At 61.7% G+C, this 12484-nt stretch carries 13 protein-coding genes; 3 read left to right on the forward strand and 10 right to left on the reverse strand.

Annotated features, from left to right (window positions below; all coding sequences use genetic code 11):
* Positions 1-79 precede the first annotated feature (79 nt).
* The 9 genes from kdpC to B5477_RS10590 form a co-directional block, all read right to left on the reverse strand.
* Positions 80-682 (reverse strand): potassium-transporting ATPase subunit KdpC, encoded by a 603-nt coding sequence (gene kdpC, locus B5477_RS10550; RefSeq protein WP_079699655.1) that lies wholly within the window; start codon positions 680-682, stop codon positions 80-82.
* A 13-nt stretch (positions 683-695) separates the two neighbouring features.
* Positions 696-2774, reverse strand: coding sequence for a potassium-transporting ATPase subunit KdpB (gene kdpB / locus B5477_RS10555; RefSeq protein ID WP_079699656.1), 2079 nt, complete (start codon positions 2772-2774; stop codon positions 696-698).
* A gap of 13 nt (positions 2775-2787) precedes the next feature.
* Entirely contained in the window at positions 2788-4605 is a 1818-nt protein-coding gene (kdpA, locus tag B5477_RS10560; RefSeq protein WP_341455997.1) for a potassium-transporting ATPase subunit KdpA, read from the reverse strand.
* Positions 4606-4828: 223 nt separating this feature from the next.
* The gene (locus tag B5477_RS10565; protein ID WP_079699658.1) at positions 4829-5023 is read right to left on the reverse strand and encodes a hypothetical protein; all 195 of its coding nucleotides are present in this window, start codon (positions 5021-5023) and stop codon (positions 4829-4831) included.
* A gap of 162 nt (positions 5024-5185) precedes the next feature.
* Positions 5186-5557, reverse strand: a complete 372-nt coding sequence (locus tag B5477_RS10570) for a VOC family protein (RefSeq protein ID WP_079699659.1) — start codon at positions 5555-5557, stop codon at positions 5186-5188.
* Positions 5558-5608: 51 nt separating this feature from the next.
* A complete protein-coding gene (locus B5477_RS10575; protein WP_079699660.1) occupies positions 5609-5890 on the reverse strand; it encodes a DUF1294 domain-containing protein in 282 nt (93 codons plus the stop codon).
* Positions 5880-6335 (reverse strand): YaiI/YqxD family protein, encoded by a 456-nt coding sequence (locus B5477_RS10580; RefSeq protein WP_079699661.1) that lies wholly within the window; start codon positions 6333-6335, stop codon positions 5880-5882. Before B5477_RS10580 ends, B5477_RS10575 begins: the two co-directional genes overlap by 11 nt.
* A complete protein-coding gene (locus B5477_RS10585) occupies positions 6335-7054 on the reverse strand; it encodes an NAD-dependent protein deacylase (RefSeq protein WP_079699662.1) in 720 nt (239 codons plus the stop codon). The genes B5477_RS10580 and B5477_RS10585 overlap by 1 nt, the downstream gene beginning before the upstream one ends.
* 17 nt (positions 7055-7071) lie before the next feature.
* Positions 7072-7782 carry an SDR family NAD(P)-dependent oxidoreductase gene (locus tag B5477_RS10590; protein ID WP_079699663.1) on the reverse strand — a complete coding sequence of 237 codons (711 nt, stop codon included), beginning with the start codon at positions 7780-7782 and terminating at the stop codon, positions 7072-7074.
* 311 nt (positions 7783-8093) lie between these two features.
* Between B5477_RS10590 and B5477_RS10595 the strand changes: the two genes are divergently transcribed.
* Complete coding sequence (locus B5477_RS10595) at positions 8094-9086, forward strand: hypothetical protein (RefSeq protein ID WP_079699664.1); 993 nt, start codon at positions 8094-8096, stop codon at positions 9084-9086.
* A gap of 57 nt (positions 9087-9143) precedes the next feature.
* Here the strand turns inward: B5477_RS10595 and B5477_RS15365 are convergent, their stop codons facing one another.
* Positions 9144-10604 carry a DNA recombination protein RmuC gene (locus B5477_RS15365; protein WP_242942188.1) on the reverse strand — a complete coding sequence of 487 codons (1461 nt, stop codon included), beginning with the start codon at positions 10602-10604 and terminating at the stop codon, positions 9144-9146.
* A gap of 258 nt (positions 10605-10862) precedes the next feature.
* On the opposite strand from B5477_RS15365, the gene B5477_RS10605 reads away from it, so the two are divergent.
* Complete coding sequence (locus B5477_RS10605) at positions 10863-11978, forward strand: anaerobic sulfatase maturase (protein WP_079699665.1); 1116 nt, start codon at positions 10863-10865, stop codon at positions 11976-11978.
* A 13-nt stretch (positions 11979-11991) separates the two neighbouring features.
* On the forward strand, positions 11992-12459 hold the full coding sequence (locus B5477_RS10610; protein WP_079699666.1) for a pyridoxamine 5'-phosphate oxidase family protein: 468 nt from the start codon (positions 11992-11994) through the stop codon (positions 12457-12459).
* Positions 12460-12484 lie beyond the last annotated feature (25 nt).

Consider the following 12484-nt stretch of genomic DNA (forward strand, 5'->3'; position numbering starts at 1 on the left):
TTAAGATTGTATTAAGATTTTACCCCAACGCCAGTCAATTGAAAAGGGAGTTTCAAAAGAAACTCCCTTTTTTATAAGACTATAGTACCCCGTCCAGCGTCAGATTGACCTTCAGCACGTTGACCGTCTCCTCCCCGAACAGCCCGAGGAAGCGCCCGGTGGTGCAGCTTTCGATCGCCGCACGGACCTCGTCCTCGCCAATGCCGCGCGCCTTCGCGATCCGCGCCACCTGGTATTCGGCCGCAGCGGGCGAGATGTCCGGGTCCAGCCCGCTGCCCGAGCAGGTCACCAGGTCCACCGGGATGGGGGTATCCCCCATGTCGGGATTGGCGGCCCGCAGCTTCTCGACCCTCCCTGCCACCAGCGCCTCGAGTTCCTCGCCCGCCGGGGTCTTGTTGGAGGGCGCGGCGTAGACCAGTTGCTGGCCGTCCGCATCTCGGTAGGTGGAGACGTCCAGGTTGGTGATCCGCCCCCAGAGGTGCCCCTCGTCGGTGAACTGCTGACCCAGCAGAGCCGAGCCGTATGCCTTGCCGTCGATCTCGATGATGCTTCCATTGGCCTGATAGGGGAAGATCAGCTGTGCGATCCCTGTGACCACCCCGGTATAGACGATCCCGCACAGAAGGGAAAAGATCACGAAGATGATTGCCGCCTTGGGCAGGACGGATTTCAGCGTATTCATTGTTAAAGCCTCCTTATGCCAGGCCCAGCAGAACCAGTAGCATATCGATCAGTTTGATGAAGACAAAGGGCGCCGCCAGGCCCCCCAGGCCATAGATCAACAGGTTGCGCGAGAGCAGCTTCCCGGCGGGCAGCTCGCGGTACTTGACGCCCCGCAGCGCCAGCGGAATCAGCGCGATGATGATCAAGGCGTTGTAAATGATCGCCGAGAGCACCGCGCTCATCGGGGAATGCAGCCCCATGATGTTGAGCGCCCCGAGCCCCGGATAGAGGCCCATGAAGAGCGCGGGGATGATCGCAAAATATTTGGCCACGTCGTTGGCGATCGAGAAGGTGGTCAGGCTTCCCCTGGTCATCAGCAGCTGCTTGCCGATGCGTACCACGTCGATCAGCTTGGTGGGCGAGGAGTCCAGGTCCACCATGTTGCCCGCTTCCTTGGCCGCCTGGGTGCCGGTGTTCATCGCCACGGCCACGTCCGCCTGCGCCAGCGCCGGGGCGTCGTTGGTCCCGTCGCCGGTCATGGCGACCAGATGGCCCTTTGCCTGAAAGTCGCGGATCATCCTGAGCTTGCCCTCGGGCGTCGCCTCGGCAAGGAAGTCGTCCACCCCCGCCTCCGCCGCGATCGCTGCGGCGGTCATCGGATTGTCGCCGGTGATCATGATGGTCTTGATCCCCATCTTGCGCAGGTCCGCGAACTTCTCCCTGACCCCCTGTTTGATGATGTCCTTGAGGTGGACCACCCCGAGGATCTTGTGGTTCTTGGCCACCACCAGCGGCGTGCCGCCCTGGGAGGAGATGTTCTTGACCACCGCGGCGCATTTTTCGGAGTAGACGCCCCCGGCGGCCTGCACATAGTCCTTCATCGCATCGGCCGCGCCCTTGCGGATCTCGTTGCCGCCGAAATTTACCCCGCTCATCCGGGTCTTGGCGGTGAAGGGGATAAACTCCATACCGCTCTGGGAGAGGTGCCGCTCGCGGATGCCGAATTTTTCCTTGGCTAAAATCACCACGCTGCGCCCCTCAGGGGTCTCGTCGGCCAGCGAGGAGAGCTGGGCCGCGTCGGCCAGCTCCTGCTCGCTCGCCCCGTCCACCGGAATAAATTCGCTCGCCTGACGGTTGCCCAAGGTGATGGTTCCGGTCTTATCCAGCAGCAGGATGTCGACGTCCCCCGCCGCCTCGATGGCCCGCCCGCTCATGGCCAGGACGTTGGCGGAGTTGAGCCTGCTCATCCCGGCGATCCCGATCGCCGAGAGCAGCGCGCCGATGGTGGTGGGCGCCAGACAGACCAGCAGCGCCACCAGGGTGGTCACCGAGGTCGGGTTCGCCACCCCTGCCTGCTTGGCGGAGAACGCCGAGTAGGCGTAGAGCGAGAGGGTGACCAGGATAAAGATGATGGAGAGGGCGACCAGGAAAATTTGCAGCGCGATCTCGTTGGGCGTCTTCTTGCGCGCCGCCCCCTCGACCATGGCGATCATCTTATCGAGGAAGCTCTCCCCCGCCTCGCTGGTGACCTGCACCACGATCCAGTCTGAAAGCACGGTGGTGCCGCCGGTGACCGCGCTGCGGTCGCCCCCGCTTTCGCGGATGACCGGGGCGGACTCGCCGGTGATGGCGCTCTCATCCACCGAGGCGGCGCCCTCGATCACGTCGCCGTCCGCCGGTATCTGCTCGCCGGCCTTGACAAGGACGACATCCCCCTTTTTAAGGGTGGCGGAAGGGACGACGGTGATCTGCTCCTTCTGGCCGGCGGAAGGGATTTTTTTCGCCTCCACGTCCCGCCTCGAGGCGCGCAGCGAATCGGCCTGCGCCTTGCCGCGCCCCTCGGCGATCGCCTCGGCGAAGTTGGCGAAGAGCGAGGTGAACCAGAGGATGACGGCAATCGCCAGCGTGTAGCCGGAGGGCGCGTCCTGGATCCCGAAGAAGGAAACCACCCAAAGGGCGGTGGTCAGGATGGCCGAAATGTAAACCAGCAGCATGACCGGGTTTTTTGCCTGTATGCCGGGACGCAGCTTGATAAAGGAATCCTTGATCGCCCGGCCGATCAGCTTGCGGCCGGCGAAGGAAGCGTTTGCTTGTGTCGCATGTGCAGTCATATCAGTACCCCCTTTACGCAATGCTTTGGAAGAATTCCGCGACCGGCCCGAGCGCCAGCGCCGGGAAGAAGCTCAGCGCCCCGACGAGCAGGACGATCACGACCAGCAGAAAAACGAACATGGCGTCGGTCGTGGAAAGCGTGCCCGCGGTGGCCGCGATCTTCTTTTTCCCCGCCAGGCTCCCCGCGATGGCCAAGGTCCCCACGATCGGCAGGAAGCGCACAAAGAGCATGACCAGGCCCAGCGATACGTTTAAAAACACCGTGTTGGCGTTAAAGCCCGCGAAGGCGGAGCCATTGTTGCCGCCCGCGGAGGAATAGGCGTATAGGATTTCGGACAGGCCGTGCGCGCCGGGGTTGCCAAGGCTATCGGCCACCTGGGGCAGCAGCGCCGCGATGCCGCTGCCCGCCAGGATGGCGATCGGGGTGGCCAGGCAGACGAGCACCGCCCACTTCATCTCATACGGCTCGATCTTTTTGCAGAGAAACTCCGGCGTCCTGCCCACCATCAGCCCCGCGATAAACACGGTGAGGATGGCGAAGGCCAGCATGCCGTAGAGCCCGCAGCCCACGCCGCCGAAGACCACCTCGCCGAGCTGCATGAGCAGCATGGGGATCATGCCGCCCAGCGGCGTGTAGCTGTCGTGCATCGAGTTGACCGACCCGTTGGAGGCCGCCGTGGTGAAGACCGCCCAGGTGGAGGAGGCCGCAATGCCGAAGCGCGCTTCCTTGCCCTCCATGTTGCCGCCGGCCTGGCCGACCGCGGAGACGTCCACCGCGCCGCCCTGCATGAGCTGCGGGGTCGCCAGCTGCTCATTGAGAGCCACCACGCCGAGCGCCAGCACCAGGCAGAGGAACATTGCCATAAAGATGGCGATCCCCTGCTTCCTGTTTTTGATGCTGCGCCCGAATGAGAAACACAGGGCCGCCGGGATCAGCAGCAGCGAAATCATTTCAAACAGATTGGTAAAAGGATTCGGGTTTTCCAGCGGATGCGCCGAGTTGACGCCCATGTAGCCGCCGCCGTTGGTGCCCGTCTGCTTGATGGCGACCTGGCTGGCCGCGGGGCCCATCGGAACGAACTGCTCGGTGATGATCTGGGCGCCCTTTAGCGGCTGCCCGTCGAGCGTGACGGTGCCGGCCTCGGCATCGATCACGGCGCCGTCGATGATCTCCCCCTCGGCGCTGACTGCGATGGGCTCGAGCAGCGGCACGCTCTGCGCGGGCTTTAAGTTCTGGATGACGCCGCCGCCCACCAGGCAGAGCGAGATGATCAGGTTCAGCGGGAGCAGCACATAAAGGGTGCACCGGGTCAGATCGACCCAAAAGCTGCCTAGTCCCTGCGTCTTGACCCTCAAAAAGCCGCGGATCATGGCGAAGAGCACCGCGATCCCGGTCGCGGCGGAGACGAAGTTCTGCACCGTCAGCCCGAGCGCCTGGGACAGGTAGCTCAAGGTGGACTCGCCGGAATACGCCTGCCAGTTGGTGTTGGTGACGAAGCTGACCGCCGTGTTGAAGGACAGGTCCCACTTGACCCCCGGCAGGTGCTGCGGGTTGCCGGGCAGCACGCCCTGGAGCAGCTGCAGCAAAAACAGGAACACCAGCCCGATCCCGGAGAAGGCCAGGACGCTGAGAAGATACTTTTTCCAGCCCATCTGCTCGTCCTTCTGGACGTGCATGACCCGGTATATGGCGTTTTCGCAGGGGGTCAAAGCCCCGCTGAGAACAGTTTTCTCGCCGTCCATCACCTTTTGGATGTAGGCGCCCAGCGGGATGGCCAGGGCCACCAGAACGGCGAGATAGAGTATGTATTGCAGGAATGCATTCATCACTGCTCATCCCCCTTCATGAGTATATAGACATAGTAAACGAGTAACCCCACGGCGAGAGCGCCGATGATGGCAACAACTGCGTTCATCCTTGTGATCCTTCCTTTCCAGGTTTCCAAGATTTCGCTTTCAGGCTTTGCCTTTCTCTCTTTTGTGATTCTATCATCCGCCCCATAAAGATGGCGTTAACAGCCGAAGGCCGGCGTTAAGAAAGCATAAAGGCCGTTCACAGCCAGCCGAAAAGCAAGGAAAGCACCAGCGCGGCGGCCGACGTGACGGCGAAAAGCAAAGCCAGGATCAGCAGCGGCATGCCGATGAGCAGGCAGTAAAAAGCCAGATAGGGATGTGCCTGCACGAAGCGGATCATCGCCTCATGCTCCATCCGTTTTACATCGTGAATCGTGTGTAGCGCCATCGTCATATTGACCCCCTCCTCACGCTTTCATCCTAACACCGGCGGCGTTAAAACGGTAAAAGGATGGGGCCACGGGGATAAAAAATCCGTTAAGATTGCAAGGGGCAAAACAAAAAGAGCCCGGGGGAAAGGCGGCCGCCTTTCCCCCGGGCTCTCCCCGTTCATCTGTTATTTTTTCTGCGGCACGATCTCGATCCAGTAGCCGTCCGGGTCCGAGATGAAGTAAATGCCCATCTCCTTGTTTTCAAAGCAGATGCATCCCATCGCCTTGTGGTGGGCGTAGGCCGCCTCGAAGTCGTCCACCGACAGTGCGAGGTGGATCTCGTTGTCCCCCAGGTTATAGGGCTCCTTACGGTCCCGCAGCCAGGTCAGCTCCACCGAGTGGGGTGTCTGCCCGTCGCCGAGGTAGACCAAAATAAAGCTGCCGTCGCCGGCCTCCTTGCGCCGCACCTCATGCAGGTCCAGCGCCTCGCGGTAGAAGGCGACGCTGCGCTCCAGATCGAGCACATTATAGTTGTTGTGTTCGAGTCTAAATTTCATAAATATAATTCTTCCTTTCATCAGGTTGAAAGACGAATCTTTCGGCCCCAATCATAAGTTCCCCAAAAGCAGCAGCAGGATTCCCGCCTGCAGCACCAAAAGAGCCGGCACCCCAAAACGAAAGAGGGGGCGCTGCGTTTTGTGGCGGAAAACAAGCATACCAAAATAGAGTCCCGCGCTGCCCAGTAGCAGCGCGAGCAGCCAGAGGGTGCGCTCCGGCAGCCGCCACCGGCCCCGTTTGGCCCGGCGCTTGTCGACTGCCGCCGCCAAAAAGGCAGTCACGTTGATTGCAACAAGATATCCCCACAAAAAGCTCAGCGCTTCAGTCGGCATGCCGCACCTCCGAAACGCCGTCCAGCAGGGCGGCAAACGCCCGCTCGAAGGCCCTGTCCTGCTCCCGGGTGCGCTTGGGGGTGTTCCCCGCCCGTTTCCCGGCCCGGCGCAGCTTGGCGCCCAGGTGCCGTTCGAAGAGCAGCCGGTCGATGTTTTCCTTCGTATACAGCGTCCCGCTCTGATGGATCGCCATGGCACCCTTGCCCAACGCCATGGCGGCGACTCCGTAGTCCTGGGTCACCACCACGTCCGCGGGCGAGAGGAGGTTGATCAGTTTTAAATCCACGCTGTCGCGGGCCTTGTCCACCGTAATCACGGTGCTGTAGCCGTCATGGAGCTCGTGACTGGTGTCGATCAGCATGACCACCGGGATATTCCGCGCCTTGCACTGCCGCAGGATCTCCTGCTTGACCGGGCAGGCGTCGGCGTCCACCAGGACCCGCATCAGACGCGTACCCGCCCGAGGGCGGCCCCGATATTCCCGCTGATCAGCAGGTCGGCCCTGCCGTCCGCCGGGGTGGGGTCGCGGTTGATCAGCACCAGCCGCTTCCCGCGGTAGTAGTCGATCAGCCCCGCCGCCGGGTAGACCACCAGCGAGGTGCCCCCCACGATCAGCATGTCCGCCTGCTCGATATACTCCACCGCCCGCTCGAGCAGGCCGCTATCCAGGCTCTCCTCGTAGAGCACCACGTCCGGCTTTACAATCCCGCCGCACCGGCAGCGCGGGACCCCCTCGCTCTCCAGGATAAAGCGGGCGTCGTAGGCCTTGCGGCAGGACATGCAGTAGTTGCGGTGCACCGAGCCGTGCAGCTCGAGCACCCGGCGGCTGCCCGCCTGGGTGTGCAGCCCGTCGATGTTCTGGGTAATCACGGCGCACAGCTTGCCCGCGCGTTCGAGCTCGGCGAGCTTTTGGTGCGCGGCATTCGGCCGCGCGTCGAGACAGAGCATCTTGGCGCGGTAGAAATCGAAAAACTCTGCCGGGTGCTCCACAAAAAAGCTGTGGCTGATCATCACCTCGGGCGGATAGGGATACCGCTGCCGGTAAAGCCCGTCCACGCTGCGGAAGTCCGGGATCCCGCTCTCGGTGGAGACCCCCGCCCCGCCGAAAAAGACGATCCGTCCGCTTTCATCGATCATCCGCTGCAGCCGTTCGCTCTCGTTCATGCCTTTCCCTTCTTTTTTCAGTCCTCGGCCTGGCGCTTGGTCACGCCGCCGTCGATGATGATGTTCTGCCCGTTGATGAAGCCGTTTGCCTCGTCGGTCAAATAGAGGCAGGCCCTGGAGATGTCCGAGGGCTCACCCAGCTTTTTGTGCGGGTGCGGCTCGGGCGAAAACGCGGTGTAGTCCTGCGTCTCGATCCGGCCCGGGCTCAGGCAGTTGACGGTGGTGCTGTACCCCGCCAGCGTGGCGGACAGGGCGCTCGTCAGCGAGACCAGTCCGCCCTTGGAGGCGGCGAACACCTCGCTGTGCTCCACCGTCGTCAGATAGCCGGTCGAGGCGATGTTCACGATCCGCCCGTATTTTTTCTCGATCCCCCGCCTAAAACGGTTCTTGGTAAACTCCCGCGAGGTGATGAGCGCGCTGACCAGGTTGATATTCAGCATCTGCCAGATGTCGGCGTTGCTCATCTCCTCGATCGGTTTTTCCTGCATGATCCCGACGTTGTTCACGATGATCTCGATGTCCCCGTACTTGTCAAGCAAAATTCCCATCATCGCCTCGGTCTGCGCGGGGTCGGCAAAATCGATGCGGTAGAAATCCGCATCCAGGTCGTTGCCGAATTTGTCCGCGACAATGACCTGCGCACCCAATTCGGAATAGGCGCGTGCGATTTCCCGCCCGATCCCGTTCGATCCCCCCGTGACCAGCATAAGCTTATCGCTGTACCTCATATTGTTCCCCCAAACATTATGGCGTTACGCTGTTGGCCGTTTTCATTATAGCAGTTTTGGGATTTTTTGAAAAGTTTTTGTCCAAATGAGGTCCGTGTCTTTTTTTATCCTGCCGGGTTATTATCGCATCTCACAAAATTGGAGGGAAAAGATTTTACATATTTAACCAAAAATCTTTTCAATTTGTTCACAGAAAACCGCCAGAAATTGGAAATATTTAGTCGCAAAATCTTGCATTTTCCCAAATTTAGGGGTAAGATGAGGGCGTACGGAAACACCGTATAAAACCAAAATTATTGGAGGAGATTCCCATGAGAAGCATGAAATCCAAATCTTTGGCAGTCGTGCTCGCGGCGGCTCTTACCCTGAGCCTCGGCTCCCTGACCGCGTTTGCGTCGGGCAGCGCCAAGGCGAACACCATCTACTTCGGCAACGCGGTCATGACCCCCGCCAGCAACGGCGGCGAGCTGGTCATGCAGGGCAACAATCCCTTAAAGATCGTCTTCGACAGAAGCGACGTCGTCAAGGGCGAGGGCAACATCGTCATCACCCGCGACTACGACAGCAACCTGTATGATAAGATCGACGTACAGAGCGAGAACGTGACCATGGTGAACGACGAGGAAAACGGCAAGACCACCGTCTACGTCGAGCTTAACAAGCCCTTCGAGAAGAAGGACAACCTGACCGTGCGCTTCGACGGCAGCTGCTTTAAGCTCAAGGACAGCACCACCACCTTCCGCAACGTCGGCAGCTGGAAGATCAAGGTTGCCGAGTACGGCGTGTTTGACGAGAGCTTTGAGGCCCTCGACACCGTCGGCGGGATCGATATGATCACCGTCAAGCTCGGCGGCGCCGCCGTGCGCGCCGAGGTCTATCCGGCCAACCGCTTCGTGGCCGCAGTCAATGACACCACGCCCGACGAGAACGGCCAGGTCCGCCTGAAAGCGACCGGCAGAGGCACCACCGAGGTTGCCATCCGCTTCTTCGACAAGGACGACAACGTGATCGACGAGACCACCTGGGTTGTCAACGTGACCAAGGGCGGCGTTGTCGAGACCACCCCGGCCGCCGTGACCACTCCGGCCGAGGCTGCCCCGGCTGAGACTCCGGCTGTCGAGCCCGCCGAGACTGAGACCGCTCCTGCCGCCGACGCCACCGTCCCGGCAGAGGATGCCGCCGCTTCCTCCGAGGCTGAGACCTCCTCTTCCGAAGCCGCTTCTTCTGAGGCTTCCTCCTCTGAGGCCGCTTCCTCCGAGGCTGAGAGCTCTTCCGCCGCGGATTCCTCTTCTGCCGCTCAGTAAGCGACACCCAAAGACGACAAAACCCCCGGCAGGCTTTGGCCTGCCGGGGGTTTTCCCTTATTCCTCCGCCATCGCCGCAGTCGCTTCCTCCTCGGGCAGCCGGGCAAAGACCTGGCCCGCCTGGTCCTCCTGCAAGGAGGTAACGTCCTTTAGCGTGCGCTGGATCTGGCGGGTGCGAACCCCGACGAGCTGGTCGAGCTCGTGGTTGGCCTGCTCGAGCCGCTTCTGGGTGGCCAGCAGCACCCCGCCAAACTTGTCGAACTCGGTCTTGACAGCGCCCAGCACCTTCCACACCTCGCCGCTGCGCTGCTGGATGGCGAAGGTGCGAAAGCCCATCTGTAAGCTGTTGAGCAGCGCCGCCATAGTGCTGGGTCCCGCGACGTTCACCTTGTATTCATGCTGCAGGGTTTCGACCATCCCGCGGCTGACCACCTCGGCGTACAGCCCCTCGAAGGGGAGGAACATGATCCCGAATTCGGTGGTGTAGGGCGGGTCGATGTACTTGTCCCGGATGTCCTTAGCAAAGGATTTGATCCGGCTTTGCAGCACCGAGAGGGCCGCGTTCACCTGCTCGGGAGTGCCGTTTTCATAGCTCTCGCGCAGCTCGGCATAGGCGTCGGCGGGGAACTTGGAGTCGATCGGCAGCCAGATATGCCCGCCGTCCTCGGCGGGCAGCTTGACGGCGTATTCCACATAGTTCTTCCCGTCGTGCCGGGTGGTCACGTTGCGCGCATACTGCCCCGGCGCGAGGATTTCCTCCAGGATCGCCCCGAGCTGCACCTCCCCCAAAATCCCGCGGGTCTTGACGTTGCTGAGCACCTTTTTGAGGTCCCCCACCCCCACGGCCAGGTTTCTCATCTCCCCGAGCCCCTGGTAAACCTCCTGCAGCTTCTCGCTGACCAGCTGGAAGGAACGGGTCACCCGTTCCTCCAGGGTCTTTTGCAGCTTTTCGTCCACCAAGTGGCGCATTTCATCGAGCTTGCGGTTGTTGTCCTCCTGCAGGTAGCTCAGCCGCTTTTCCACCGAGGCGCGGATTTCCTCGAGCCGCTGGGCGTTCTCCAGCGAAAAGGTGCCGAAGCGTTCCTCGAACTGGTGAAATTGCAGCGCCAACGCCCGGGCGAGGGCGTCCTGCTTTTGCAGCAGGTGCCCGTCAATCTCGCCGAACCTGTCGTTTTGCAGCTGGGCGGTACGGCTCTGGGTCGCCGCGATCAGCTCGCCAAGGGATTGCAGCGAGCTTTGCAGCGCTTCCTGGCGGGCGGCAAGGCTGCGCTCAAAAGCGGCGAGACGCTCGTTTTGCGCCTCGGCGGCGGTGCGCTGGTTGGCGGCGACCAGCTCGCCGAGAGACTGGACCGAGCCCTGCACACTTGAGAGAAGCTCCTGCCGCAGCTCGCGCTGCCCCACCTCGAGCTGGCGGCCGTATCCGTCTCCCCTCCCCCGACGCAGGGCAAGGATCGAAACAACCAGCGCGGCGGCGCTCACCGCCAGCAGGCAGATGAGCAGGATGGTTTCTATCGTCAAGCAATCATTCCCTTTCCGATGGTTTATAGCAAGTATACCGTTTTTCCGCCTTCCTGTAAACCGGCCCTCGCCCTGTCTTTTCCTTGTGCGCCGGGGCGCGGCATGATATAATAGCCACAGCGTGGCTATTATACATTTAAACGGCCGCAGCGATCCGCGTCTGTCGGCGCTTCCGTTGCACGGCCAATTATACCACTTACGATTTGCGTTCGTGGTATACTGGAGGGGTAAAACACGGCCGAAAGAGGAAGAGAAACGATGAAGGACGTCAGCTTGCTGATCAAGCCCGCATCGGGGGGATGCAACCTGCGCTGCGGCTACTGCTTTTATGCCGACGAGGCGGAAAAGCGCGAGGTGCCCTCCTACGGGATCATGCCGCGCGAGACCCTGCGCGCCATCGTGCGCCGCGCGCTGGAAAGTGCTCACGGCAGCTGCACCTTCGTCTTCCAGGGGGGCGAGCCCACCCTGGCGGGTCTCCCCTTCTACCGGGACCTGATCGAATACGAGCGGCTCTATAACCGGAGGGGGCTGCCCATCTACCACGCCATCCAGACAAACGGTATCCTGCTGGACCGGGAATGGACCGGCTTTCTCAAGACGAACGGCTTCCTCGTGGGCCTCTCGCTGGACGGGACCAAGGAGAGCCACGACCGCTACCGGCTCGCGCCAAACGGGGGCGGCACCTTCCACCGGGTGCTCGCGGCGGCACAGCGGCTGCAAAGCGGGGGTGTGCCCTTCAACCTGCTCACCGTCGTGACGGCCGACGTGGCCAGGCAGGCCGGGAAAATCTACGGCTTTTATAAGCGCAGCGGCTTTCGCTACCAGCAGTACATCCCCTGCCTCGACCCGCTCGGGGAGGCGCCGGGCGGGCATCCCTACTCCCTGACGCCCCGGCTCTACGGCGAGTTCCTTTGCGCGCTGTTCGACCTGTGGCTCCGGGACCTCATGCGGGGGGAATACGTCTACATCCGCTATTTTGAAAACCTTCTGGGGCTGCTGGCGGGCGAATTTCCCGAGAGCTGCGGGCTGTGCGGCGAATGCTCGCCCCAGCTGCTCATCGAGGCGGACGGCGGGGTCTATCCCTGCGACTTCTACGCGCTGGACGAGTGGCGGCTCGGGAACCTGTGCGAGGACAGCTTCGAGACGATCGAGCGGCGGCGGCAGGAGAGCGGCTTCATCGAGCTCTCCCGCCGTAAGGACCCGAAATGCGCCGCCTGCCGCTGGTACCCCCTATGCCGGGGCGGCTGCCGGCGGGAATGCGAGCCGGCCTTAGACGGGCGGCTGGGCCTCAACTATTTCTGCGAGAGCTATGAGACGTTCCTCTCCCACACCCTGCCGGGGCTTCGTGAGGCGGCGCGGATCAGGAAAAGATAAAAGGAGGATATGGATGAGACGCAAAGACCGGGAAATTTCTGAGCGCAACAGGATCAGGGAGATCATTTTGTCCTGCCACTGCTGCCGGCTGGGATTCTGCGATGGCGGCGAGGTGTACATCATACCGCTCAATTTCGGGTATGAGGAGAAGGACGGCAAGCGCATCTTCTATTTCCATGGGGCCAGGGAAGGGCGCAAAATCGACCTGATCGCCCAAACGCAGCATGCCGGCTTCGAGCTGGACACCGGCTATGCGCTCATCGAGGCGGGCACGGCCTGCCAGCACTCCGCGCGCTATCAGAGCGTCGTCGGTACGGGGCGGGTCGCAATCATCGGGGAACCGGAAGAAAAGCGGGCGGCCCTGCAGACCATCATGCTGCACTACACCGGGAAGAACGATTGGGACTTTCCCGACGCGGCGCTCGGCTCGGTGTGCGTCTTCAAACTCGAGGTGGAAAAGCTGTCCTGCAAGGAGCACTGATAAGTTAATAAAACAAGCGGAGTGC

It is taken from the genome of Provencibacterium massiliense, assembly GCF_900169495.1.
GTDB lineage: Bacteria > Bacillota > Clostridia > Oscillospirales > Ruminococcaceae > Harryflintia > Harryflintia acetispora.